The sequence below is a fragment of the Pseudomonas sp. Z3-8 genome, from assembly GCF_051131975.1.
Lineage (GTDB): Bacteria > Pseudomonadota > Gammaproteobacteria > Pseudomonadales > Pseudomonadaceae > Aquipseudomonas.
In genome coordinates this window covers 5566717-5593155 of the sequence record NZ_CP071643.1, presented here as the reverse complement: position 1 = coordinate 5593155, position 26439 = coordinate 5566717, and the positions used below count along the sequence as shown (strand labels likewise).

19 protein-coding genes are annotated in these 26439 nt (G+C 62.5%); 12 read left to right on the top strand and 7 right to left on the bottom strand.

Annotation, left to right across the window (positions count from 1 at the left end; genetic code table 11):
- Positions 1 to 41: 41 nt before the first annotated feature.
- From J3P94_RS25400 to J3P94_RS25375, 6 genes are all read right to left on the bottom strand, one after another.
- A complete protein-coding gene (locus tag J3P94_RS25400; RefSeq protein WP_434570165.1) occupies positions 42 to 419 on the bottom strand; it encodes a gamma-butyrobetaine hydroxylase-like domain-containing protein in 378 nt (125 codons plus the stop codon).
- A gap of 168 nt (positions 420 to 587) precedes the next feature.
- A complete protein-coding gene (gene hslU / locus J3P94_RS25395; RefSeq protein WP_305497360.1) occupies positions 588 to 1925 on the bottom strand; it encodes an ATP-dependent protease ATPase subunit HslU in 1338 nt (445 codons plus the stop codon).
- A 43-nt stretch (positions 1926 to 1968) separates the two neighbouring features.
- Complete coding sequence (gene hslV / locus J3P94_RS25390) at positions 1969 to 2499, bottom strand: ATP-dependent protease subunit HslV (RefSeq protein ID WP_003186641.1); 531 nt, start codon at positions 2497 to 2499, stop codon at positions 1969 to 1971.
- Between the two features lie 283 nt (positions 2500 to 2782).
- The gene (locus tag J3P94_RS25385; RefSeq protein WP_186639635.1) at positions 2783 to 3478 is read right to left on the bottom strand and encodes an SPOR domain-containing protein; all 696 of its coding nucleotides are present in this window, start codon (positions 3476 to 3478) and stop codon (positions 2783 to 2785) included.
- A gap of 1 nt (position 3479) precedes the next feature.
- Complete coding sequence (argS, locus tag J3P94_RS25380; protein ID WP_305497358.1) at positions 3480 to 5216, bottom strand: arginine--tRNA ligase; 1737 nt, start codon at positions 5214 to 5216, stop codon at positions 3480 to 3482.
- 263 nt (positions 5217 to 5479) lie between these two features.
- Positions 5480 to 7699, bottom strand: coding sequence for a primosomal protein N' (locus J3P94_RS25375; RefSeq protein WP_434570162.1), 2220 nt, complete (start codon positions 7697 to 7699; stop codon positions 5480 to 5482).
- Positions 7700 to 7991: 292 nt separating this feature from the next.
- On the opposite strand from J3P94_RS25375, the gene rpmE reads away from it, so the two are divergent.
- From rpmE to J3P94_RS25360, 3 genes are all read left to right on the top strand, one after another.
- Positions 7992 to 8216 carry a 50S ribosomal protein L31 gene (gene rpmE / locus J3P94_RS25370; protein WP_305497356.1) on the top strand — a complete coding sequence of 75 codons (225 nt, stop codon included), beginning with the start codon at positions 7992 to 7994 and terminating at the stop codon, positions 8214 to 8216.
- Positions 8217 to 8257: 41 nt separating this feature from the next.
- Positions 8258 to 9049 (top strand): thermonuclease family protein, encoded by a 792-nt coding sequence (locus tag J3P94_RS25365; protein ID WP_434574303.1) that lies wholly within the window; start codon positions 8258 to 8260, stop codon positions 9047 to 9049.
- Positions 9050 to 9226: 177 nt separating this feature from the next.
- Positions 9227 to 10495, top strand: a complete 1269-nt coding sequence (locus J3P94_RS25360) for a malic enzyme-like NAD(P)-binding protein (protein ID WP_434570160.1) — start codon at positions 9227 to 9229, stop codon at positions 10493 to 10495.
- A gap of 261 nt (positions 10496 to 10756) precedes the next feature.
- Here J3P94_RS25360 and J3P94_RS25355 read toward each other — a convergent pair whose 3' ends face one another.
- A complete protein-coding gene (locus J3P94_RS25355) occupies positions 10757 to 13201 on the bottom strand; it encodes a penicillin-binding protein 1A (RefSeq protein WP_434574301.1) in 2445 nt (814 codons plus the stop codon).
- A 208-nt stretch (positions 13202 to 13409) separates the two neighbouring features.
- On the opposite strand from J3P94_RS25355, the gene J3P94_RS25350 reads away from it, so the two are divergent.
- The 9 genes from J3P94_RS25350 to gltB all read left to right on the top strand — a co-directional run bounded on the left by J3P94_RS25350 (position 13410) and on the right by gltB (position 26429).
- Entirely contained in the window at positions 13410 to 14474 is a 1065-nt protein-coding gene (locus J3P94_RS25350) for a pilus assembly protein PilM (RefSeq protein WP_434570158.1), read from the top strand.
- Positions 14474 to 15040: a PilN domain-containing protein gene (locus J3P94_RS25345; protein ID WP_434570156.1), complete on the top strand. Its 567-nt coding sequence runs from the start codon at positions 14474 to 14476 to the stop codon at positions 15038 to 15040. The genes J3P94_RS25350 and J3P94_RS25345 overlap by 1 nt, the downstream gene beginning before the upstream one ends.
- Complete coding sequence (pilO, locus tag J3P94_RS25340; protein ID WP_434570155.1) at positions 15037 to 15660, top strand: type 4a pilus biogenesis protein PilO; 624 nt, start codon at positions 15037 to 15039, stop codon at positions 15658 to 15660. The genes J3P94_RS25345 and pilO overlap by 4 nt, the downstream gene beginning before the upstream one ends.
- Positions 15657 to 16202 (top strand): pilus assembly protein PilP, encoded by a 546-nt coding sequence (locus J3P94_RS25335; protein WP_434570153.1) that lies wholly within the window; start codon positions 15657 to 15659, stop codon positions 16200 to 16202. The genes pilO and J3P94_RS25335 overlap by 4 nt, the downstream gene beginning before the upstream one ends.
- On the top strand, positions 16199 to 18271 hold the full coding sequence (pilQ, locus tag J3P94_RS25330) for a type IV pilus secretin PilQ (RefSeq protein ID WP_434570151.1): 2073 nt from the start codon (positions 16199 to 16201) through the stop codon (positions 18269 to 18271). The genes J3P94_RS25335 and pilQ overlap by 4 nt, the downstream gene beginning before the upstream one ends.
- Before the next feature lie 4 nt (positions 18272 to 18275).
- Entirely contained in the window at positions 18276 to 18794 is a 519-nt protein-coding gene (gene aroK, locus J3P94_RS25325) for a shikimate kinase AroK (RefSeq protein WP_181290818.1), read from the top strand.
- Between the two features lie 138 nt (positions 18795 to 18932).
- Positions 18933 to 20033 (top strand): 3-dehydroquinate synthase, encoded by a 1101-nt coding sequence (gene aroB, locus J3P94_RS25320; protein WP_305497349.1) that lies wholly within the window; start codon positions 18933 to 18935, stop codon positions 20031 to 20033.
- 10 nt (positions 20034 to 20043) lie between these two features.
- Entirely contained in the window at positions 20044 to 21630 is a 1587-nt protein-coding gene (locus tag J3P94_RS25315; protein ID WP_434570149.1) for an AAA family ATPase, read from the top strand.
- A gap of 350 nt (positions 21631 to 21980) precedes the next feature.
- Positions 21981 to 26429, top strand: coding sequence for a glutamate synthase large subunit (gene gltB, locus J3P94_RS25310; protein ID WP_434570147.1), 4449 nt, complete (start codon positions 21981 to 21983; stop codon positions 26427 to 26429).
- Positions 26430 to 26439 lie beyond the last annotated feature (10 nt).

The following is a 26439-nucleotide window of genomic DNA, read 5'->3' as shown; positions in this document are numbered from 1 at the left end:
GATGAGTCTAGAAAATTCGCCCTAATGCGCCAGCCCTTGAGCTAGAGCATCAGCTTGACGACGGACGCATTCGGGTCGCGGGTTTTTCCGGCCGCCTTGAGTTTGGCGAGATAATCGTTCCACAGGTCTTCCTGGCGCACCGCCAGCTGGTACAGATAGTCCCAGGTGAACAATCCGCTGTCATGGCCATCGTCGAAGGTCAGTTTCAGTGCGTATTGGCCGGCCGGTTCGACCTTGGTCAGGCCGACGCCGAGCTTGCCGTATTGCAGGATAGGTTTGCCGTGGCCCTGGACCTCGGCCGAAGGCGAGTGCACCCGCAGGAATTCCGCGGGCAGGTGATACTCCTCGTCCGGCGCGTATTTCAGCGTCAGGGTCTTGGAGGCTTTGTGCAGGTTGATGGCGGTGGGGAGTCTGGTCATGGCCTGTGATCCGTCTCTGAAGGACGCGTTGATCTCCAAAACGACGCGGTCCATGTGGGAGCGAGCTTGCTCGCGATAGCGGTTTGACAGTCAACACAAGGGTTGAATGTTATGCCGCCATCGCGAGCAAGCTCGCTCCCACAGGTTCCGGGGAAACCTGTCGGTGGCCTACAGGATATACCGCGACAGGTCTTCGTTCTGCGCCAGCTCGCCCAGGTGGCTGTTGACGTATTCGGCGTCGATGATGATCGGCGCTTCGTTGTGGGCGCTGGCCAGGTCGCCGGCGCTGAACGAGACTTCCTCGAGCAGGCGTTCAAGCAGCGTGTGCAGGCGCCGGGCACCGATGTTCTCGGTCTTCTCGTTGACCTGCCAGGCGATCTGCGCCAGGCGCTTGATGCCTTCCGGCGCGAACTCGATGTTCAGGCCTTCGGTCTTGAGCAGCGCGCAGTATTGTTCGGTCAGCGACGCATGGGGCTCGCTCAGGATGCGCTCGAAGTCTTCCGGCGACAGCGCCTTGAGTTCGACCCGGATCGGCAAGCGGCCTTGCAGCTCAGGCACCAGGTCGCTCGGCTTGCTCAGGTGGAACGCACCGGAGGCAATGAACAGGATGTGGTCGGTCTTGACCATGCCCAGCTTGGTGTTCACCGTGCAGCCTTCGATCAACGGCAGCAGGTCGCGTTGCACGCCTTCGCGGGAAACGTCGGCGCCGCCGACATTGCCGCGCTTGGCGACCTTGTCGATTTCGTCGATGAACACGATGCCGTGCTGCTCGACCGCTTCCAGGGCCTTGGCCTTCAGTTCCTCTTCGTTGACCAGGCGACTGGCCTCTTCATCGCGCACCAGCTTCAACGCTTCCTTGACCTTGAGCTTGCGGCTTTTCTTCTTGCCCTTGCCCATGTTGGCGAACAGGCTCTGCAACTGGTTGGTCATTTCTTCCATGCCTGGCGGCGCGGAAATGTCGACGCCGGCCATTTCGGCCACTTCGATCTCGATCTCCTTGTCGTCCAGCTGGCCTTCGCGCAGGCGTTTGCGGAACAGTTGGCGGGTATTGGAGTCCTGGGTCGTAGCGGCGTCGGCGTTGAAGCCCATGCGCGCCGGCGGCAGCAGGGCATCGAGAATGCGCTCTTCAGCGGCGTCTTCGGCCCGATGGCGAACCTTGGTGATTTCCTGTTCGCGCAGCAGCTTGATCGCCGCATCGGCCAGGTCACGAATGATCGACTCGACGTCGCGGCCCACGTAGCCGACTTCGGTGAACTTGGTGGCTTCGACCTTGATGAATGGCGCGTTGGCGAGCTTGGCCAGGCGCCGGGCGATCTCGGTCTTGCCGACACCGGTCGGGCCGATCATCAGGATGTTCTTGGGGGTCACTTCGACGCGCAGTTCTTCCGGCAGTTGCATCCGGCGCCAGCGGTTACGCAGGGCGATGGCGACGGCGCGCTTGGCATCGTCCTGGCCGATGATGTGGCGATTGAGTTCGTGGACGATTTCGCGGGGAGTCATGGACATAATAATTGGCGGTCCTCAAGCGGGAGTCTGGGCCTGGAAGGGCTTACTCCGCGAGGTCCTGCTCCTCAATGGTCTGGGTGTGGTTGGTGAAGACGCAGATGTCGCCGGCGATGCCCAGGGCAGTCTCGACGATCTCGCGAGCCGACAGGTCGGTCTTTTTCAGCAGGGCGCTGGCGGCAGCCTGGGCGTAGGCGCCACCGGAGCCCATGGCGATCAGGCCGTCTTCCGGTTCAACCACGTCGCCGTTGCCGGTAATGATCAAGGAAGCATCCTTGTTGGCCACCGCAAGCATGGCTTCGAGGCGGCTCAGGGAACGGTCGGTGCGCCACTCCTTGGCCAGCTCGACGGCCGCGCGGACAAGGTGACCCTGATGTTTTTCAAGTTGGCCTTCAAAACGTTCGAACAGGGTGAAGGCGTCGGCGGTGGCCCCGGCGAAACCGGCGATGACCTGGCCGTGATACAGGCGGCGGACTTTCTTCGCGTTGCCTTTCATCACGGTGTTGCCCAATGAAACCTGGCCGTCGCCGCCCATGACGACTTTGCCGTGACGGCGGACTGAAACGATGGTGGTCAAGGGAAGAGTCTCCACGCAGCGGGGCGAAAATGCCCGGATGGAACTCATATGGGGGTGGCGTGGGGTTTTTCAACTGCGGGGCGGGGGAGGGGATGAGTGGCGTCCCGAGGGCCAATCAAGTTTGTGGCAAAGGCATTCACTGTGGCGAGGGAGCTTGCTCCCGCTGGAGCGCGCAGCGGTCCCAAGCTTTTGGGGCTGCTACGCCCGAGGCGTCGGACCGACCCAGCGGGAGCAAGCTCCCTCGCCACGAAAAGCCCCGCTGCCACAAATGCTTTCGTCAGAATCAGCGGCTCTGGCGTTGTTGTAACAACAGGTTGCTGAAACCGCTGCCGGCTAGTTGTTTCTGGGCCTTGGTCAGTTCTTCGCGGTTGCTGAACGGTCCGACCAGTACGCGATACCAGGTTTCGTCCTTCACGGTTCCGGACTCCACCGACACCGACTGGCCCAGCAGAATGATCTGCGCCCGGACCTTGTCGGCGTCGGCTTCCTTGCGGAACGAGCCGGCCTGCAGGAAGAATTTTGTCACCGGCGCGGCCTTCTGCACCGGCGGGGCCGGTGGCGGCGTAATGCCGGCCAGGGCGGCCTGGGCGCGGGCGGTGTCGATCTTCGCCGCTTCGGCTGGGGTCACTGGCGTGGTCGGCACCTGCGGCGTCGGCAGGGTTTTCTCCGGCACCGCATCGGGCGGCACGATGACCTCCGATTCCGGCAGCAAGGTGTAGAAGTCGTATTTCGGCTTCACCGGTTGTGTCGGGCTCGGCGGGGTCTTGTTGGCCTCGGCGATCCGCGTGGCTTTCTGCTGCTCTTGCCGAACACGCTTGACGTCGTCGCCCTGGCCCGGTTCCAGCTTCATCAGGAATACGATGAATGCGCCGACAGTCAGGCCGATCGCCATCCACAACCAGCCCGGAATCGGCTGTTTGGCCGGAGGCTGGTAACGACTGGCGCCGCGTTTGGGTGCAGGTTTTTTCTTGGCGGCCAAGTTACATGCGCTCCAGCGTTTCCAGGCCCAGCAGTTCCAGGCCTTGCTTGAGCGTGCGCCCGGTCAGCGCGGCAAGGCGCAGGCGGCTCTGCATTTGTGCCGGGGTCTCGGCGTTGAGGATCGGGCAATTCTCGTAGAAGCTGGAAAACAGCCCGGCGACGTCGTACAGGTAGGCGCACAAGGTGTGCGGCGTGCCCTTGTCGGCCACGTTGTTCAGGACTTCACCGAACTGCGCCAGCCTGGCCGCCAGCTCCTGCTCGTGGGCGGCTTCGAGAACGATCTGGCCCTCGATTTCGTCGAAGCCCTTGCCGAGTTTGCGGAACACGCCCGCCACGCGGGTGTAGGCGTACAGCAGGTACGGTGCGGTGTTGCCTTCGAAGTTGAGCATCAGGTCGAAGTTGAAGCTGTAGTCGCTGGTGCGGTGCTTCGACAGGTCGGCGTATTTCACTGCGTCGATGCCGACCACCTTGGCGATCTTGCGCAGTTCGTCTTCGGCCAGCTCCGGGTTCTTGCCCTTGACCAGGGTGTACGCACGGTCCTGGGCTTCGGTGAGCAGGTCGATCAGCTTCACCGTGCCGCCATCGCGGGTCTTGAACGGGCGACCATCGGCGCCGTTCATGGTGCCGAACCCCATGTGTTCCATTTCCATCGGATGGGTCACGAAACCGGCCAGGCGGGCCACTTCGAACACTTGCTGGAAGTGCAGGGCCTGGCGCTGGTCGACGAAATACAGGACCCGATCGGCCTTCAGCACGCCGTTGCGATAACGCACGGCCGCCAGGTCAGTGGTGGCGTAGAGGTAGCCACCGTCAGCCTTGACGATGATCACCGGCAGCGGCTCGCCATCGGCGGTCTTGAACTGGTCGAGGAATACGCACTGGGCGCCGTTGCTTTCCACCAGCATGCCTTTGGCCCGGAGGTCGTTGACCACGTTGATCAGGTCGTCGTTGTAGGCGCTTTCGCCCATCACGTCGGCCATGCTCAGCTTGACGTTCAGCAGCTCGTAGATCTTCTGGCAGTGGGACAGCGAGATGTCCTTGAACTTTGTCCACAGCGCCAGGCACTCGGCATCGCCGGCCTGCAGCTTGACCACCAGGCCACGGGCGCGGTCGGCGAACTCGGGCGACTCGTCGAAGCGTTGCTTGGCGGCGCGGTAGAAGTTTTCCAAGTCCGAGAGCTCGTCGCTGGTGATCGGGTTTTCCTGCAGGTAGGCCATCAGCATGCCGAACTGGGTGCCCCAGTCGCCGACGTGGTTCTGGCGGATCACCGTGTCACCGAGAAACTCCAGGACGCGCGCCACGCCATCGCCAATGATGGTCGAGCGCAGGTGGCCGACGTGCATTTCCTTGGCGAGGTTGGGGGCCGACAGGTCAACCACGGTGCGCTGCAACGGGCCGGCCTTGCGTACGCCGAGGCGCTCGTCGGCCAGGGCCGCGTCCAGCCGCGAGGCCAGCGCCTGGGTATTCTGGAAGAAGTTGATGAACCCGGGGCCGGCAATTTCGGCCTTGGTGACGTTTTCGTCGGCCGGCAATGCGGCGATAATCTTCTCCGCCAGGTCGCGAGGTTTCATGCCGGCCGGTTTGGCGAGCATCATCGCGATGTTGCTGGCGAAGTCACCGTGGGTCTTGTCGCGGGTGTTCTCGACCTGAATCGCCGGCGACAGGCCTTCTGGCAGCACACCTTCAGTGACGAGTTGGGTGATGGCTTGCTGGATAAGCTGGCGAATGGTGTCTTTCATGGTCTTCTCTTTCAACCGCAGGCGCGGCGGCGCTTCGATGCGCTGGTGGAAAAACTGGGCATTATCCGTGGCGCGGGCGAGCTTGCCAACTGTAGCGGGTCGAGCGGGTATGTGCGGCGACTATTCTTGCTGGCCTGGATGTACGCAATCCCCTGTGGGAGCGAGCTTGCTCGCGATAGCGGTCTGGCATTCAATATTCATGCAAGCTGATCCGCCGCCATCGCGAGCAAGCTCGCTCCCACAAGGGCCAGGTTAGCGATCCATTAATACAAATCCACCGGATCCACATCCAGCGACCAGCGCACCGCCCGCCCGCTGGGCAGTTGTTCCAGTACCAGCAACCAGGCGCTCAGCAACCGATGCAGCGGTGCGCGGGCATTGGCCTGTAATAAAAGCTGTGCGCGATAACGTCCCGCCCGCCGTTCCATCGGAGCCGGCACCGGGCCCAATAGTTCGATCCCGCTGAGGCTCTGTTCCGCCAGCAGGCGCTCGGCCTCGCTGCACGCTTCGTCCAGGAAGCCTTCGGCCTGTCCTGGCTTGTGGGCCTCGGCCCGCAGCAGCGCCAGATGGGCGAACGGCGGCAGCCCGGCGGCGCGACGTTCGCTCAAGGCCTGCTCGGCGAAGGCGAAGTAGCCCTGCTCGGTCAGCTGGATCAGCAGCGGGTGGTCGGCCAGGTGGGTCTGGATAATCACTTTGCCCGGTTCCTCGGCCCGTCCGGCGCGGCCCGCGACCTGGACGATCAACTGCGCCATGCGCTCGCTCGCGCGGAAGTCACCGGAAAACAACCCACCGTCGGCATCCAGGATCGATACCAGCGTCACGCGCGGGAAGTGATGCCCCTTGGCGAGCATCTGCGTGCCTACCAGGATGCACGGCTGGCCTTTCTGGATCGTGGCGAACAGCTGATTCATCGCATCCTTGCGCGAGGTGCTGTCGCGATCCACCCGCAGCACCGGGTAATCGGGAAACAGGATGCCCAGGCGCTCTTCGGCGCGCTCGGTGCCGGCGCCTACCGGGCGCAGGTCCACTTTCCCGCACTGCGGGCAGTGCCTCGGCACCCGCTCGGAATGTCCGCAATGGTGGCAGCGCAGTTCGCCGTAGCGCTGATGCACGGTCATTCGCGCGTCGCAGCGTTCGCAGCCGGACATCCAGCCGCAGTCATGGCACAGCAGGGTCGGGGCGAACCCTCGGCGGTTGAGAAACACCAGCACCTGCTGCCCAGCGGCCAGGGTCTGGCCGATGGCTTGCTGCATCGGTCCGGAAATGCCGCTGTCCAGCGGGCGGCTTTTCACATCCAGGCGCAGGAAGCGCGGCTGCTTGGCGCCGCCGGCCCGCTCGTTGAGGCGCAGCAGGCCGTAGCGACCGGTGTAGGCGTTGTGCAGGCTTTCCAGGGAGGGCGTAGCCGAGCCGAGCACGATCGGGATGTTTTCCTGGCGAGCCCGCACCAGCGCCAGGTCACGGGCGTGGTAGCGCAGGCCTTCCTGCTGTTTATAGGAGCCGTCGTGTTCTTCATCGATGATGATCAATCCGGGGTTTTTCATCGGCGTGAACAGCGCCGAGCGGGTGCCGATGATGATGTCTGCCTCGCCGTCGCGCGCGGCGAGCCAGGCTTCCAGGCGCTCGCGGTCGTTGACCGCCGAATGCACCAGGGCGATGCGCGCATTGAAGCGCTGCTCGAAGCGCGCCAGGGTCTGTGGGCCCAGGTTGATTTCCGGAATCAGCACCAAAGCCTGCTTGCCGGCTTCGAGGGTCTGACGGATCAGTTGCAGGTAGACCTCGGTCTTGCCGCTGCCGGTGACGCCCGCCAGCAGAAAGGCGTGATAACTGTCGAAACCCGCGCGAATCGCCTCGCAAGCGGTCCGCTGTTCGGCGTTGAGCGGCAGTTCCGGCTGGGCCAGCCAGTGTTCGTGGCGGGCGTCGGGGGCGTGCCGGCGGACTTCTACCTGGACGAGATTCTTGGCCAGCAGCAGGTCAAGGCTGTCCTTGCTGAGCATCAACTTGCTCAACAGCTGGTGCGCTACCCCATGGGGATGCTGGGCCAGGGTCGCCAGGGCCTCGCGTTGGCGCGGTGCGCGGGCGATGCGCGGGTCATCCAGCGAGGCGCCCGGCGTCACCGACCAGAATCGCTCCTGGCGTGCCTCGGCCGGTTCGCCCTGGCGCAACAGCACCGGTAACGCCCAGCTCAGGGTGTCGCCCAGGCTGTGCTGATAATACTGTGCGGTCCACAGGCACAGTTTGAACAGCGCCGCGGGCAGCGGTGGCGTGGCGTCGAGCAGCGCCAGGGCCGGTTTGAGCTTGTCGACCGGCACTTCGCTGTGATCGGTGACTTCCACCAGGATCCCGATCATTTCCCGCCGGCCGAACGGCACCCGCAGGCGCATGCCCGGCTGCAACTGGGCGCGTGTTACCCCGGCTGGGGCACGGTAGTCGAACAGACGTCGCAGGGGCGATGGCAGGGCGAGGCGCAGGATGGCGTCGGGCACGCGGGAGGGTCTCGATAGACAAGCAAATTCAGAAAACCTGGCGCGATCCTTGTGGGAGCGAGCCTGCTCGCGAAAGCGGAGCGTCAAGCAATACTCATGCGACGGGTCCACCGCCTTCGCGAGCAGGCTCGCTCCCACAGAGGAGCTGGCGCATGAGGCGGGGAGCCTAGCAGACGGTTGGTACAAGTTGTAGCTTGCGTGATTAATCTTGTCTGGTAGAATCCGCGGCCTAATTACGTGCGGTATTCAACAATAGTGTTGGGTGGCGGCACGCTAGCCTGAGGAAAACACCATGAAAACCGATATCCATCCGGACTACCCAGTTGTGGCCGTAACCTGCAGCTGCGGCAACAAGTTCGAAACGCGTTCGACCTACGGCAAAGCCCTGGCGATCGACGTTTGCAACGAATGCCACCCGTTCTACACCGGTAAGCAAAAGACTCTGGATACCGGCGGCCGTGTTCAGAAGTTCGCCGATCGTTTCGGTGCTTTCGGCAAAGTTACTCCAAAAGCCTGAGGCTGATCATCTTGGAAAGTCGTTCCGGCTATTCCAGGCTGATGAAAAAGGCGTCCCTAGCGGGCGCCTTTTTTGTGTCCGCGATTTGGCTCTCTGGTGCCCAGGCGGCGTGCCCGTCCCCGGTTGGACTGCCCGACGTGGCCGTGCAACGGGTAGTCGATGGCGACACCTTGTACCTCAGCGACGGTCGTCGCATCCGCATGATCGGTCTCAACAGTCCGGAACTGGGAAAGCGCGGGCGTGCTGACGAGCCGTTTGCCGTGGTGGCGCGCCAGCGGCTCGAGGCGCTGGTGGCTGCCAGCGCCGGTCGGGTCAGGGTGTCGCCTGGCAAGGACGACCGGGACGACTACGGGCGCACGCTGGCCCATGTCTATGACCAGCAAGGTCGCAACCTGGAAGAGCAGTTGATTGCCGAGGGGCTGGGTTACCTGGTTGCGGTTGCGCCGAATGTCGATCTGGTCGAATGCCAGCAGGCGGCGGAGCGCAAGGCGCGGCAAGCCGGCCTGGGGCTGTGGAAGAAGTCACCCGTCGTGCGCGCGGAGCAGATCAAGGCCCCCGGTTTTGCGCTGGTCAGCGGCCGCGTAGACAGTGTGCAACGCAATCGCGGCGGGATCTGGATCGAGCTGCAAGGCTCGGTTGTCCTGCATATTGCCGCCAATTTGCAGCGAAGCTTTGACGCTTCGATGCTCAAGGGCCTGGAAGGCCGGACCATCGAGGCCCGTGGTTGGGTTGTCGATCGCTCTCGGCGCGGTGCGGCCAGGCCCGGGCAGGCGCGGTGGATGTTGCCTCTGACTGATCCGGCAATGTTGCAGGCAGTGCTCAGGCGGAAATAATTGTAGACATTTTTTGACGTTATTGTATCCATGAAGCCCTTGTGTTTCCTGGCTCTTGGCCCAAAGTCGTAGGGCAGGGCGCTTGACAGCAGTGACTGGTCAGTCTTGTAGGGACTTTGCGAGGCGCGTATCCTCGGCGGTCCGTCTGTCCAACACAGTAAAAAGCGGAATGCCCACATGTCTGATCTGAAAACTGCCGCTCTCGAATATCACGCTAATCCTCGTCCAGGAAAGCTGAGTGTCGAGCTCACCAAGGCCACCGCCACTGCCCGCGACCTGTCGCTGGCCTACAGCCCCGGCGTAGCCGAGCCAGTACGCGAGATCGCTCGCGACCCTGAGCTGGCCTACAAATACACCGGCAAGGGCAACCTGGTTGCAGTCATTTCCGATGGCACCGCGATTCTCGGCCTGGGTAACCTCGGCCCACTGGCCTCCAAGCCGGTCATGGAAGGCAAGGGCGTGCTGTTCAAGCGCTTCGCCGGTATCGACGTGTTCGACATCGAAGTCGATTCCGAAAGCCCGCAGGCCTTCATCGACACCGTCAAGCGCATCTCCATCACCTTCGGCGGCATCAACCTGGAAGACATCAAGGCACCTGAGTGCTTCGAGATCGAGCGCGCCCTGATCGAACAGTGCGACATTCCGGTTTTCCACGATGACCAGCACGGCACCGCGATCGTGACCGCAGCCGGCATGATCAATGCCCTGGAAATCGCCGGCAAGACCCTGCCGGAAGCCAAGATCGTCTGCCTGGGCGCGGGTGCCGCGGCCATCTCCTGCATGAAGTTGCTGGTGAGCATGGGCGCCAGGATTGAAAACATCTTCATGGTCGACCGTACCGGCGTGATCCACTCCGGCCGTGACGACCTGAACCAGTACAAGGCCGTGTTTGCCCACGCGACCGACAAGCGCTCCCTGGCGGACGCGCTGGACGGTGCAGACGTGTTCGTCGGCCTGTCGGGGCCGAACCTGCTGAGCCCGGAAAACCTGCTGCGCATGGCGCCGAACCCAATCGTGTTCGCCTGCTCGAACCCGGACCCGGAAATCTCCCCGGAACTGGCTCACGCCACCCGCAGCGACGTGATCATGGCCACCGGCCGTTCGGACTATCCGAACCAGGTCAACAACGTACTGGGCTTCCCGTTCATCTTCCGTGGTGCCCTGGACGTTCGCGCCAAGCGCATCAACGAAGAAATGAAAGTTGCCGCCGCCAACGCCCTGCGCGAACTGGCCAAGCTGCCGGTGCCTCAGGATGTGTGTGACGCCTACGGCGGCATCAAGCTGGAATTCGGTCGTGAGTACATCATTCCGAAGCCAATGGATGCGCGCCTGATCACCCTGATCTCCGACGCCGTGGCCAAGGCCGCGATCGAGACTGGCGTGGCCACCCTGCCGTATCCGAAGAACTACCCGCTCAAGAGCGTGGATGACGTGTTCAACGGCTAAGCCGTTGTAGCGCTTCAATAAAAAGCCCCGGCTCGTGTGAGCCGGGGCTTTTTATTGGGATAGGAATAACCCCTTCGAGAAAACCACAGAACCCGTGGCGAGGGAGCTTGCTCCCGCTGGGCTGCGAAGCAGCCCCAAAAGAGGCGGTCGCTGCGCAACCGAGCGGGAGCAAGCTCCCTCGCCACAGGTTATCTACACAATGTCCGATTGAAAAAAAGCCCCGCGCTTCTCTCGAAGGCGGGGCTTTTCGGTGGCGTCCGGTCAGAACAGATCGATCGGCGCTGCCTCATCCGCCGGCAGCGGGCTACCCGGCGCTACACCGTTGCCCAGCTCATTGACCGACGGCGGCGTGTCTTCGCTCTTGAACAGCTCGAAGTACGCGCCAGGCGTGCCTGGGGTGGCTGCGCGACCGCTGACCGGGTCGACCCGCAGGCTGAGGATGCCTTCCGGTTCTGGCTGGGTGTGGGGTGGCCGGTCCTTGAGGGCGGCGCCCATGTAGGTCATCCAGATCGGCAGCGCCACGGTACCGCCGAATTCGCGACGACCCAGGCTCTCGGGCTGGTCGAAACCGGTCCAGACGGTGGTCACGTAATCGCCGTTGTAGCCCGAGAACCACGCATCCTTCGATTCGTTGGTGGTACCGGTCTTGCCGGCCAGGTCGGTGCGACCCAGTGCCAGTGCGCGCCGGCCGGTGCCGAGCTTGATCACATCCTGCAGCATGCTGTTGAGGATGTAGGTGGTACGGCCGTCAACGATGCGTTCGGCGATTGCCGGCGCTTGCGGTACGCCAGGGGCGGTGGTGGCTTCGCCGCCAGTTGCGTTGACTGTGAAGGTCTCGGCGGCGGGGGCGGCGACGCCGTCGCTGGCCTGCTCGCCTGTCGGTACTCGTGGCGGGTTGGCGACAAACAGCGTTTCGCCGTTGCGGCTTTCGATCCTGTCGATGATGTACGGAGTGATCTTGTAGCCGCCGTTGGCAAAGGTGCTCCAACCCGTGGCGATTTCCATTGGCGTCAGGGTCGCGGTGCCCAGTGCCAGGGACAGGTTGCGCGGCAGGTCCTGCTTGTTGAAGCCGAACTTGCTGATGTAGTCGATGGTGCGGTCCACGCCCAGCGCTTGCAGCAGGCGGATCGAGACAAGGTTGCGGGACTTGTAGAGTGCTTCGCGCAGGCGAATCGGGCCGAGGAAGGTATTGGTGTCGTTCTTCGGTCGCCAGACCTTGTCGAGGTACTCGTCGACAAACACGATCGGCGCATCGTTGACCAGGCTGGCGGCGGTGTAGCCGTTATCCAGCGCAGCGCTGTAGACGAACGGCTTGAAGCTCGAGCCCGGTTGACGCTTGGCCTGCAAGGCGCGGTTGTAATTGCTCTGCTCGAAGGCGAAGCCACCCACCAGCGAGCGGATCGCGCCATTCTGCGGATCCAGCGACACCAGCGCGCCTTGGGCGGCAGGTATCTGACTGAACTTGAGGGAGTTGTCCGGCTGGCGCTGTACGCGGATCAGGTCGCCGACCTGAGCGACGTCCGACGGCTGCCGCGGGTTGGCGCCCATGCTGTTGGTATTGAGGAACGGACGGGCCCATTTCATGGTGTCCCAGGCCACGTGCTCTTCGGACTCGCCATTGCGGGTCAGGACCTTGATGCCGTCCTTGTCCACCTGAGTGACGATCGCCGGCTCCAGGCTGCTGATGGTGCGCTGCTTGGTCAGCTCCAGGGCCCAGGCTTCCTTGGTCTTGCCTGGCAGGCGCGATTCCGGCCCACGGTAGCCGTGGCGCTGGTCGTAGGTCATCAGGCCTTCATGAAGCGCGGTATTGGCCATTTCCTGCAGGTTGCTCGGCACCGTGGTGGTGACCCGGAAACCTTCGGTGTAGGCGTCGCTGCCATAGCGCCCGACCATCTCGGCCCGGGCCATTTCGGCGATGTACGGGGCGTTCACTTCCGGCGTCGGCACGTGATAGCTGGCGTTGAGCGGCTCATTGATTGCGGCGGTGTAGTCGGCTTCGCTGATCTTGCCGAGCTTGTACATGCGCCCCAGGATCCAGTCGCGACGCTCCTTGCTGCGTGCCGGGTTGGCCAACGGATTGAAACGCGACGGTGCCTTGGGCAGGCCGGCGATCATCGCCATCTGCGCCAGGCTCACATCGCGGATCGACTTGCCGTAATACACCTGCGCCGCCGCTTCGATGCCGTAGGCGCGGTTGCCCAGGTAAATCTTGTTCACGTACAGCTCGAGGATTTCATCCTTGGTCAGTTGCCGCTCGATCTGCAGGGCCAGGAGGATCTCGGTGGTCTTGCGCGAGAAGCTGCGCTCGCTGGTCAGGAAGAAGTTCTTGGCGACCTGCATGGTGATGGTGCTGCCGCCGGACTGGATGTGGCCACTCTTGACCAGCTGGCTGGCGGCGCGCATCAGGCTACCGGGATCGACGCCATAGTGGTTGGCGAAGTTGTCGTCTTCAGCACTTAGTAACGCATTGATGAAATTGGGCGGAATGTCGGCGAAACGGATGGGTGTGCGGCGCATTTCGCCAAATTCGGCGATCAATTTATTGTCGCTGCTGTAGACCCGCAGAGGAATCTGCAACTGAATACTTCTCAGCGCCTCCACGGACGGCAATCCCGGACTAAGGTAAAGAAAGGCACCACTCAGACCCAGGAGCAGTCCGCAGAAAACCGCGACGATGGACCATCCGAAAAATTTCAGCAGACGAATCAAGGCTTTTGGATATCCAGGCAAAGAATGAAAAAGGCGCCAGGTTCAGGGAAGGACCCATGCCAGCAACAAAGCGAAAAAAAACGCTGGGCATTATAAGCATTTTTTTTCGTCGGAAACGCCATCCGGACGTCCGTCGGACCGGGGGGATTGAACGCAATTCATATTAGAGAGTCCGTAACTCACGGATAGTCATAGGGAATTGGTAGTGCTACGACTCTTCAATAAAAAAGCCCACACACTTCTGGGGATCGACATCAGCTCGACGTCGGTGAAGCTGCTCGAATTGAGCCGTCAGGGCGATCGTCTGCGTGTCGAGTCCTACGCTGTCGAGCCGTTGCCAGCCAATGCCGTGGTGGAAAAGAACATCGCCGAGCTGGAAGGGGTGGGCCAGGCGCTTTCACGAGTGCTGGCCAAGGCCAGGACACCCTTGCGCAACGTGGCGGTGGCCGTGGCGGGGTCGGCGGTTATCACCAAGACCATCGAGATGGATGCCGGGCTGTCCGATGACGACATGGAGAACCAGCTCAAGATCGAGGCCGACCAGTACATTCCTTATCCACTGGACGAAGTGGCGATCGATTTCGAGGTGGTCGGCGTATCGCCTCGCAGCGCCGAGCGTGTCGAGGTGCTGCTGGCGGCTTGTCGCAAAGAGAATGTCGAGGTGCGCGAGGCGGCGCTGGCGCTTGCCGGGCTGACGGCCCGGGTGGTCGACGTGGAAGCGTACGCGCTGGAGCGTGCGTTCGGCCTGCTCGCCACTCAGCTGGCGGCATCCCAGGAACGCTTGACCGTGGCGGTGATCGACATCGGAGCCACGATGACTACGCTCAGCGTGTTGCACAACGGGCGCATCATTTATACCCGCGAGCAGTTGTTCGGTGGGCGCCAGCTTACCGAGGAAATCCAGCGCCGTTATGGCCTGACGCCGGAGCAGGCCGGCCTGGCAAAAAAGCAGGGCGGCCTGCCGGACGACTATCTCGGCGAAGTGCTGCAACCGTTTCGTGAAGCGCTGGTGCAGCAAGTGTCGCGTTCCCTGCAGTTTTTCTTCGCTTCAGGTCAGTACAGCGCAGTGGACCACATCCTGCTGGCGGGAGGCACGGCCTCGGTCGCAGGCCTCGACCGTTTGATCGAGCAGCGCCTGGGCACACCTACCCAGGTGGCCAACCCGTTTACCAACATGGCCTTGAGCAGCAAGGTCAATGCCGGTGCCCTGGCCAGTGATGCGCCAGCCCTGATGATTGCCTGCGGGCTGGCCCTCAGGAGTTTCGACTGATGGCGCGGATCAACCTGCTTCCCTGGCGCGAAGAACTGCGCGAAGAGCGGCGCAAGCGCTTCTTGCTGGCATTGGTGGGGGCGCTGGTCGGTGCGGTGGGGTTAACGCTGCTGGCGGCACAGTACCTGAGCAACGAGATCGACTACCAAATGGCGCGCAACGCCCATCTGACCGGGGAAATCGCCGTGCTGGACGAGCGCATCAAGCAGATCAGCGAGCTGAAGGCCCGGCGCCAGCAACTGTTGGAGCGCATGCGGATCATCCAGGATTTGCAGGGCAACCGGCCGGTCAGTGCGCGCATTTTCGATCAACTGGCGCGGACCCTGCCGGACGGGGTGTTTTTCACTGAAGTGAAAATGGAAGAGGGCACGCTCTCCATCAAAGGGGCCGCGACGTCAAACAACCGGGTCTCGGACCTGATGCGCAACCTCGACTCGTCGGAGCTGTTCGATGCGCCCAGCCTGACGGAGGTCAAGGCCACCACGGCGGGCCAGCTCGACCAGGCCAATGTCTTCCAGCTGACGGTTCGCCAGACCCGTCCGGCCGATGCGGAGGACGCCCAATGAAGCCGGCGGAGTGGTTCGACGCGCTGCGCAAGATCGATCTCAGTGACCTGGACACCAACAACGTCGGTTCATGGCCGACGCCGGTCAAGTGGCTGGCCGGCATCATGCTAGTGATCCTGGTGCTCGGCCTGGGCTACAACTTTGCCCTCAGTGACCTGGAAAACCAGCTGCAGCAGGTCCGTGAGGAGGAGAACACCCTCAAGGCGCAATTCGCCGGCAAGGCGCACATGGCGGCGAACCTGGAGCGCTACACCGAGCAGATGAAGCAGATGGAAACTTCTTTTGGCGTGCTGTTGCGGCAATTGCCCAGTGACACCGAAGTGCCGGGCCTGCTTGAGGACATCACGCGCACCGGCCTGGGCAGCGGCCTGGAGTTCGAGGAGATCAAGTTGCTGCCGGAGGTCACCCAGCCGTTCTACATCGAGTTGCCGATCCAGATCACTGTGACCGGCGGCTACCATGACCTGGCGACCTTCGTCAGTGGCGTAGCCGGGTTGCCCCGGATCGTCACCCTGCACGATTTCGAGATCGCGCCGATGGAGCCGGAGGTGGGGACGAAGCTGCGCATGAACATCCAGGCCAAGACCTACCGGTACAACGAGCAGGAGGCGCAGCCATGACGCCGGTCTGCCGCCTGGGTCTGCTGGTCGGGCTGGTTGCGCTGGCCGGGTGCAACAACGACAACGGTTTCAGTGACCTGGATGCCTACATGAACGAGATGCGCCTGCGCCCGCCCGGCAAGATCGAGCCAATGCCGACGTTCAGGCCTCACGAAACCTTTACCTACAGCGCGGCCAACCTGCGCAGCCCTTTTTCCCGGCAGGTTCCAGTCGATCAGGCTGGTCGACAGCAGGGCTCGCGCAACGTCCGCCCCGACCCGAACCGAGTCAAGCAATACCTGGAAGGCTTCAACATCGAGCAATTCGAGATGGTCGGTACGATCTCCAATGCCAGTGGCTCTTTTGCGCTGTTGCGTGGCGCGGGGGGGATACACCGGCTGAAGGTCGGAGATTACCTGGGGCGTAACGACGGGCGGATCATCGCTATCAGCGCCACCCAGGTTGAAGTGGTCGAAATCGTTCCCGATGGCCAGGGCGCCTGGCTGGAGCGGCCGCGGACCATTCCCTTGAAAGAGCACTCAATAGTGGAACTCCAACAATGAACAGGATTTTTTCAGCCCTCGGTATTTCGCTATGGATAGCGTTGTTGTCGCCGGTGGTTCATGGCGCCAGCCTGAAAGCGCTGGACGTGGCGGCGTTACCGGGGGACCGGGTCGAGTTGAAGTTGACCTTCGACGGGCCGCCGCCCAAGCCACGTGGTTATACCACCGAGCAACCGGCCCGGATTGCGCTTGATCTGCAGGGGGTGACCAGCCAACTGGCCAGCAAGAGCCGCGACCTGGGCAGCGGCAATGCCCGCAGCGCCACCGTGGTCGAGGCGGGGGATCGGACCCGGCTGATTATCGGCCTTACGCAATTGGCGCCCTATGACACGCGCGTGGAGGGCAACAACCTGTTTGTGGTGGTTGGCAAGGGCGCGACCCCGAGGAGCCCAACCCAACCCGCTCGTCCGGCAGCCCCCGTCCCTGCGCCTGCCAGGGCTCGCGCCCCGGCGGGCAAAGCCATTCGCGGGGTGGATTTCCAGCGCGGGACCCAGGGCGAAGGCAATGTGGTGATCGATTTGTCCGATCCGTCGATCGCCCCGGACATCCAGGAGCGCGAAGGCAAGATCATCCTCGATTTCGCCAGGACCCAGTTGCCCGAGCCGCTGAGGGTGCGCCTGGACGTCAAGGATTTCGCCACCCCGGTGCAGTTCATCAATGCCAGCGCCGGCTCCGATCGCGCCACCATCAGCATCGAACCCAGCGGAACCTTCGATTACTCGACCTACCAGACCGACAACAAGCTGACCGTCAGTGTCCGGCCGATGACCGTCGAGGACCTGCAAAAACGCGATACCGATCGAGCCGCCTATAACGGCGAAAAACTGTCCCTGAACTTCCAGGACATCGAGGTGCGTTCGGTGCTGCAGCTGATTGCCGATTTCACCAACCTCAACCTGGTGGCCAGCGATACGGTGCAGGGCGGTATCACCCTGCGGTTGCAGAACGTGCCGTGGGATCAGGCGCTGGACCTGGTGCTCAAGACCAAGGGGCTCGACAAGCGCAAAGTGGGTAACGTGCTGCTGGTGGCACCGGCCGACGAGATCGCCGCTCGCGAACGCCAGGAGCTGGAATCGCAGAAGCAGATTGCCGACCTCGCCCCGTTGCGCCGCGAACTGCTGCAGGTCAACTACGCGAAGGCGGCGGACATCGCCAAGCTCTTCCAGTCGGTGACCAGTGCCGAGGCCAAGGCCGATGAGCGCGGCACGATCACGGTGGATGAGCGGACCAACAACATCATCGCCTACCAGACCCAGGACCGGCTCGACGAACTGCGGCGGATCGTGGCGCAGCTGGATATCCCGGTGCGCCAGGTGATGATCGAGGCGCGTATCGTCGAGGCCAACGTCGACTACGACAAAAGCCTGGGCGTGCGCTGGGGGGGCTCGATACAGAACAAGGGCAACTGGAACTCTTCCGGGGTGACCACCGGTGATTCCACCACCATCGGTACGCCGGGCAGCACCAGCACCAACCAGCCATTCGTCGACCTCGGCGCCTCAGGCAACACCTCGGGGATCGGTATCGCGTTCATCACCGACAACGTACTGCTCGACCTTGAGCTGACGGCCATGGAGAAGACCGGCAACGGTGAGATCGTCTCACAGCCCAAAGTGGTGACCTCCGACAAGGAGACGGCAAAAATCCTCAAGGGCACGGAGATTCCCTACCAGGAGGCGAGCTCCAGCGGCGCCACCTCGGTGTCGTTCAAGGAGGCCTCGTTGTCGCTTGAGGTCACGCCGCAGATAACCCCGGACAACCGCATCATCATGGAGGTCAAGGTCACCAAGGATGAGCCGGACTACCTGAACAAGGTCCAGGATGTACCGCCGATCAAGAAAAACGAGGTCAACGCCAAGGTGCTGGTCAATGACGGCGAGACCATTGTGATTGGGGGCGTTTTCTCAAATACTCAGAGCAAGGTTGTAGATAAGGTGCCATTTCTTGGCGATGTGCCGTATCTTGGCCGCCTTTTCCGGCGTGATGTGGTTTCGGAGAAAAAATCCGAGCTGCTGGTATTTCTCACTCCGCGTATCATGAACAACCAGGCGATTGCTGTGAGTCGTTGATTCTGTGCGAAATTTGATTCTTGTTGGGCCGATGGGGGCTGGAAAAAGCACCATCGGTCGTTTGCTGGCCAAAGAGCTGCGCCTGCCATTCAAAGATTCCGACAAGGAAATTGAATTGCGCACGGGCGCCAATATCCCATGGATCTTCGATAAGGAAGGCGAACCGGGCTTTCGCGACCGCGAGCAGGCGATGATTGCCGAGCTGTGCGGTTTCGAAGGCGTGGTGCTGGCCACCGGTGGCGGCGCGGTCATGCGCGAGGCCAATCGTCGGGCGCTGCATGCCGGCGGACGGGTGGTCTACCTGCACGCGTCAGTCGAACAGCAGGTGGGTCGCACCGCCCGTGATCGCAACCGGCCGTTGTTGCGCACCGCCGACCCGGCCAAGACGCTGCGGGACCTGCTGGAATTGCGTGATCCGCTGTATCGGGAAATTGCCGACCTGGTCATCGAAACCGACGAACGGCCGCCACGGATGGTGGTGCTGGAAATTCTCGATCGCCTTCAGCAACTGCCACCCCGTTAATGCGCCGAGCGAAATGCGCTATCCTCGACGTCCCGTTTTGGCTCGACTGGGTTGTGGCGGATGGCCATTAACTGAGACACCGTGGACTTCGTTAATTGCAGGTAGGGATGCCTGATTTCATCTTCACTGTGGGGACACATGCAGACACTTAAGGTCGACCTGGGCGAGCGCAGCTACCCGATTCATATTGGCGAAGGCTTGCTCGACCAGCCCGAACTGCTGGCGCCGCATATCGCCGGACGGCAAGTCGCAATCATCACCAACGAAACCGTCGCTCCTTTATATCTGGAACGCTTGACTCGCAGCCTGTCGGCTTTTTCCGTCATTTCCGTCGTACTGCCCGACGGTGAAGCGTTCAAGAACTGGGAAACCCTGCAATTGATCTTCGACGGCCTGCTGACTGCACGTCATGATCGTCGCACCACGGTGGTCGCCCTGGGCGGCGGCGTGATCGGCGACATGGCCGGGTTCGCTGCGGCGTGCTATCAACGCGGTGTGGATTTCATCCAGATTCCTACCACGCTGCTATCGCAGGTCGATTCGTCCGTGGGCGGAAAGACCGGCATCAACCATCCGCTGGGCAAGAACATGGTGGGCGCGTTCTATCAGCCCAACGTGGTGCTTATCGACACCGCCTCCCTCAAGACGTTGCCGGCCCGTGAACTGTCCGCAGGCCTGGCTGAAGTGATCAAGTACGGGCTGATCTGCGACGAGCCGTTCCTGGGCTGGCTCGAAGAAAACGTCGACCGCCTGCGTGCGCTGGATCAGCAGGCCCTGACTTACGCGATCGAGCGCTCTTGCGCAGCCAAGGCTGCCGTGGTCGGCGCCGATGAGCGCGAATCGGGTGTGCGTGCCACGCTCAACCTCGGCCATACCTTCGGTCATGCCATCGAAACCCATATGGGCTATGGCGTCTGGCTGCACGGTGAGGCCGTTGCCGCAGGGACGGTCATGGCCTTGGAAATGTCCGCGCGCCTGGGTTGGATCAGCCAGCAGGAACGCGATCGTGGTATTCGCCTGTTTCAACGTGCCGGGTTGCCGGTGGTTCCGCCGGAAGAAATGACCGAGGCGGATTTTCTTGAACACATGGCAATCGACAAAAAAGTGATCGACGGTCGTCTGCGTCTGGTGCTGCTGCGCCGCATGGGCGAAGCGGTAGTGACCGACGATTATCCGAAAGAGGTTCTACAGGCCACGCTGGGAGCGGATTACCGCGCCCTGGCTCAGCTTAAAGGTTAATAAGATTCCGATGACTAGTCTGCATGCCGACGAGGCGTTCCTCGGCCATTTCCAATTGAGTCATGACCCTTTCGCTCCGCGGGTCCCGGGCTTCAAGTTTTTCCCTGCCCAACGCAAGCCAGTGCTGGGCCAGTTGCACCATCTGGCCCGCTACAGCCAATTGCTGCTGGTGGTCACCGGACCCCAGGGCAGTGGCAAGACCTTGCTGCGCCAGGCCCTGGTGGCCAGTACCAACAAGCAGTCGGTGCAAAGCGTGGTGGTATCGGCCCGTGGTGCGGGTGATGCCGCGGGTGTGCTGCGCCAGGTGGCCCAGGCTCTGAATGTCGCCCAGGCGGAAATCGGCGCGATTCTCGACCAGATCGTACAATTGGCGCTCACCGGACAGGAAGTCTACCTGCTGGTGGACGATGCCGAACAACTCGACGAATCGGCCCTGGAGGCACTGCTGGCCCTGGCTGCCGGCGCGCCGGAAGGCCGTCCTCATGTGTTCCTGTTCGGTGAGTCGTCGCTGATCGCCGAGCTGGACCAGTTGGAGCTCGAGGAAGAGCGTTTCCACGTTATCGAACTCGCGCCCTACACCGAGGAAGAAACCCGTGAATACCTGGCCCAGCGGCTGGAGGGGGCTGGCCGGGGTATCGAACTTTTCACCGCGGATCAGATCTCTGAGATTCACGAAAGCTCCGACGGCTGGCCTGGCAACATCAACCAGGTGGCCCGAGATGCTCTGATCGAAATCATGATCGCCAGCCGCTCAGCGGTGAAGCGTCCAAGTATGGGGTTCAACATGCCGAAGAAACACGTATTGGCGATTTCCGCCGTTGTCGTGGTTGCGGTGGCCGCCGCCTGGCTGATGCCAGGTCGCAACAAGGCACCGACCACCGGCGCACCTGCCAACGAACAGGCACAGCTGCCTCTCGGTCAGGGCACGCCGCAACCCAACGGTGGTGCGCCGGCGGTGGAGTTTGCCGGCAATACCCAGCCGATGCCGCTGCCGCTGGTCGGCCAGTCGCAACCGGTCATGCGCGGTCCCTTGGCAGAGGCCGCGGGGGGCATCACCGAAGGCGATGATGGCGCGCCGCCGCCGATCGATGACAGCAGCGACGTGCCGCCAACCGTGACCACCACGGCACCACCTGCGGGCGTGCCGGCCGGTCCGGCACCGACGCCGACACCTGCCCCGGCCGCCAAACCGACCCCTGCGCCAACCCAGGTCGCCACCGCCAAGCCGGCCCCGACCCCGGCCGCCCCAGCGGCCAAGCCAGCACCGGCGCCTGCGGCCAAGCCTGCCGCCGCCCCGGCCAAAGCCACGGGCGGTAGCTGGTACGCAGGTCAGGCACCGGGCAACTACGTGGTGCAGATCCTCGGCACCAGCTCCGAAGCCACTGCGCAGAACTTCGTCAAGGAGCAGGGCGGCGAGTACCGTTATTTCAAGAAAGTGCTCAACGGCAAGCCGCTTTATGTCATCACCTACGGCAGCTTTGCCAATCGTGACGCAGCCGTTTCCGCCATCAAGGCCTTGCCAGCGAAGGTTCAGGCTGGTAAACCTTGGCCTCGCACTGTCGCCAGCGTCCAACAGGAACTGGCAGCAACTCGCTGATGATTCGGCGGCCTTACCCAGGCCGCCTCTCCCGGCAACCTCAAAATTTCCGCAAGGGCGGGCGACCTTTCAGGCCGCGCGCCTTGTGGTGTCTGCGTCACAGTAGCGTTTGAGTCGTAGCGGTCGAACCCAAAAAAGTTTTGACTAGCACAGCATATAGCTTTAAACCTTTCACAAATGCGACATGGATTTGCGACAGTTCGTCGTCAAATTTGTGAGCCTCTGTGTCGGTGTGTACAATGACCTCCCTTTTGCCCCCGCAAAGCTGGCGTACGTTCGGCGCGGCACGCAACTGGCTGAATTGAAAAGAAATTTGCCTCGCTAAGAGGCAGCCTGGTGAGAAAGTGTCTATGAAAGCAGGTCTGTACCAACCAGATGAATTCAAGGATAACTGCGGTTTCGGCCTGATAGCCCATATGCAGGGCGAGCCCAGTCATACCCTTTTGCAAACGGCCATTGAGGCCCTGACCTGCATGACCCACCGTGGTGGGATCAACGCCGATGGCAAGACCGGCGACGGCTGTGGCTTGCTGATTCAAAAGCCTGACGAGTTCCTGCGTGCCATCGCCCAGGAAACGTTTGGCGTGACCCTGCCCAAGCAGTACGCCGTGGGCATGGTGTTTTTCAACCAGGACCCGGTAAAGGCACAAGCCGCTCGCGAGAACATGAACCGCGAGATCCTCGCCGCCGGCCTGCAACTGGTCGGTTGGCGCAAAGTGCCGATCGACACCAGCGTCCTCGGCCGCCTGGCCCTTGAGCGCCTGCCGTTGATCGAGCAAGTGTTCATTGCCGGTGAAGGTTTGAGCGACCAGGAAATGTCGATCAAGCTGTTCAGCTCCCGTCGTCGTTCGTCCGTGGCCAACGCCGCTGACACCGACCACTACATCTGCAGCTTTTCCCACAAGACCATCATCTACAAAGGCCTGATGATGCCGGCGGACCTCACCGCCTTTTATCCGGACCTGAGCGATGAGCGCCTGAAAACCGCGATCTGCGTATTCCACCAGCGCTTCTCCACCAACACCCTGCCGAAATGGCCGCTGGCCCAGCCCTTCCGTTTCCTCGCCCACAACGGCGAGATCAACACCATCACCGGCAACCGCAACTGGGCCCTGGCCCGTCGCACCAAGTTCGCCAATGACCTGATGCCGGACCTCGAAGAGCTCGGCCCGCTGGTCAACCGCGTGGGCTCTGACTCCTCGAGCATGGACAACATGCTCGAACTGATGGTGACCGGCGGCATCGACCTGTTCCGTGGCGTGCGCATGCTTGTTCCGCCAGCCTGGCAGAACGTCGAAACCATGGACCCGGACCTGCGCGCCTTCTACGAATACAACTCCATGCACATGGAGCCGTGGGACGGCCCGGCCGGTATCGTCATGACCGACGGTCGCTACGCGGTGTGCCTGCTCGACCGTAACGGCCTGCGTCCGGCGCGCTGGGTCACCACCACCAATGGTTTCATCACCCTGGCGTCGGAAATCGGCGTGTGGAACTACCAGCCCGAAGACGTCATCGCCAAGGGCCGCGTGGGCCCTGGGCAGATTTTCGCCGTGGACACCGAGACCGGGCAGATCCTCGACACCGACGCGATCGACAACCGTCTCAAGTCCCGTCATCCGTACAAGCAATGGCTGCGCAAGAATGCCTTGCGCATCCAGGCGACCATGGAAGACAACGACCACGGCTCGGCTTTCTACGACGTCGACCAGCTCAAGCAGTACATGAAGATGTACCAGGTGACGTTCGAAGAGCGTGATCAGGTGTTGCGTCCGTTGGGTGAGCAGGGCTACGAAGCGGTCGGCTCCATGGGCGATGACACGCCGATGGCCGTGCTGTCCCAGCGCGTGCGCACGCCATATGACTATTTCCGCCAGCAGTTCGCCCAGGTGACGAACCCGCCGATCGACCCGCTGCGCGAAGCGATCGTGATGTCCCTGGAAATCTGCCTCGGTGCCGAGCGCAACATTTTCCAGGAGTCGCCGGAACACGCTTCGCGGGTGATCCTCAGCTCGCCGGTCATCTCCCCGGCCAAGTGGCGCTCGCTGACCAACCTTGATCGCCCGGGCTTCGAACGTCAGGTCATCGACCTGAACTACGACGAAAGCGTCGGCCTGGAAGCGGCGATCCGCAACGTCGCCGATCAGGCTGAAGAAGCCGCGCGTGCCGGTCGTACCCAGATCGTCCTGACCGACCGTCATATCGCGCCCGGCAAGCTGCCGATCCACGCCTCGCTGGCCACCGGCGCGGTGCACCATCGCCTGACCGAAAAAGGCCTGCGCTGCGATTCCAACATCCTCGTGGAAACCGCCACGGCTCGCGACCCGCATCACTTTGCGGTGCTGATCGGCTTTGGCGCCTCGGCGGTGTACCCGTTCCTGGCCTACGAAGTGCTGGGCGACCTGATCCGTACCGGTGAAGTGCTGGGCGACCTCTACGAGGTGTTCAAGAACTACCGCAAAGGCATCACCAAGGGCCTGCTCAAGATCCTCTCGAAGATGGGTATCTCGACTATCGCCTCGTACCGTGGCGCGCAGTTGTTCGAGGCTATCGGCCTGTCCGAAGAAGTCTGCGAGCTGAGCTTCCGTGGTGTCCCGAGTCGCATCAAGGGCGCCCGTTTCGTCGACATCGAAGCCGAGCAGAAAGCCCTGGCCGCCGAAGCCTGGAGCCCGCGCAAGCCGATCCAGCAGGGCGGCCTGCTGAAGTTCGTCCACGGTGGCGAATACCACGCCTACAACCCGGACGTGGTCAACACCCTGCAAGCCGCCGTACAACAGGGCGACTACGGCAAGTTCAAGGAGTACACGGCGCTGGTGGATAACCGCCCGGTGTCGATGATCCGCGACCTGCTCAAGGTCAAGACCCTCGATACGCCGCTGGATATCAGCGAAGTGGAGCCGCTGGAGTCGGTACTCAAGCGTTTCGACTCCGCCGGCATCTCCTTGGGCGCCTTGTCTCCGGAAGCCCACGAAGCCCTGGCCGAAGCCATGAACCGCCTCGGTGCGCGTTCGAACTCCGGCGAAGGCGGCGAAGACCCGGCGCGCTACGGCACCATCAAGAGTTCGAAAATCAAGCAGGTAGCCACTGGCCGCTTCGGTGTGACCCCGGAATACCTGGTCAACGCTGAAGTGCTGCAGATCAAGGTTGCCCAGGGCGCCAAGCCCGGCGAAGGGGGCCAGTTGCCTGGCGGCAAGGTCAACGGCCTGATCGCCAAGCTGCGCTACGCGGTGCCCGGCGTGACGCTGATTTCGCCGCCGCCGCACCACGACATCTACTCGATCGAAGACTTGTCGCAACTGATCTTCGACCTCAAGCAGGTGAACCCGAAGGCGCTGGTCTCGGTAAAACTGGTGGCGGAAGCCGGCGTCGGCACGATTGCCGCCGGCGTGGCAAAAGCCTATGCCGACCTGATCACCATCTCCGGCTACGACGGCGGCACCGGTGCCTCGCCGCTGACCTCGATCAAGTACGCTGGCGCGCCGTGGGAACTGGGCCTGGCCGAAACCCACCAGACCCTGCGCGGCAACGACCTGCGCGGCAAGGTGCGGGTGCAGACCGACGGGGGCCTGAAGACCGGCCTCGACGTGATCAAGGCCGCCATTCTCGGTGCCGAGAGCTTCGGCTTCGGTACCGCGCCGATGATCGCCCTGGGCTGCAAATACCTGCGCATCTGCCATCTGAACAACTGCGCCACCGGCGTGGCGACCCAGAACGAGAAGTTGCGCAAGGATCACTACATCGGCACCGTCGACATGGTGGTGAACTTCTTCACCTACGTGGCCGAAGAGACCCGTGAGTGGCTGGCCAAGCTGGGCGTACGCTCGCTGGAAGAGCTGATCGGCCGCACCGATCTGCTCGAAGTGCTCGAAGGCCAGACCGCCAAGCAGCATCACCTGGACCTGACCCCGTTGCTGGGCAGCGACCTGATCCCGGCGGACAAGCCACAATTCTGCCAGGTCGATCGCAACCCGCCGTTCGACAAGGGCGAGCTGGCCGAGAAGATGGTAGACATGGCCGCTTCGGCGATCAATGACCTGAGCGGTGCTCAGTTCGAGCTGAATATCTGCAACTGCGACCGCTCCATCGGCGCGCGGATTTCCGGCGAGATCGCCCGCAAACACGGCAACCAGGGCATGGCTCACGCGCCGATCACGTTCCGCTTCAAGGGCACGGCCGGGCAAAGCTTCGGCGTCTGGAACGCCGGCGGCCTGAACATGTACCTGGAAGGTGACGCGAACGACTACGTGGGCAAGGGCATGACCGGCGGCAAACTGGTCATCGTTCCGCCCAAGGGCAGTGTCTACCGGACCCAGGACAGTGCGATCATCGGCAACACCTGCCTTTACGGCGCCACGGGCGGCAAGCTGTTCGCCGCCGGCACCGCGGGTGAGCGTTTCGCCGTGCGTAACTCCGGCGCCCACACCGTGGTGGAAGGCACCGGCGATCACTGCTGCGAGTACATGACCGGTGGTTTCGTCTGCGTACTGGGCAAGACCGGTTACAACTTCGGCTCAGGCATGACCGGCGGTTTCGCCTATGTGCTCGACCAGGACAACAGCTTCGTCGACCGGGTCAACCACGAACTGGTGGAAATCCAGCGGATCAGCGGCGAGGCGATGGAAGCCTACCGCAGCCACCTGCAACGCGTGCTGAACGAATACGTCGAGGAAACCGACAGTGAGTGGGGTCGTGAACTCGCCGAGAACCTCGATGACTATGTACGTCGTTTCTGGCTGGTCAAGCCGAAAGCGGCCAACCTGAAGTCGTTGCTTTCCAGCACCCGTGCCAACCCGCAGTGATATGCGCCTG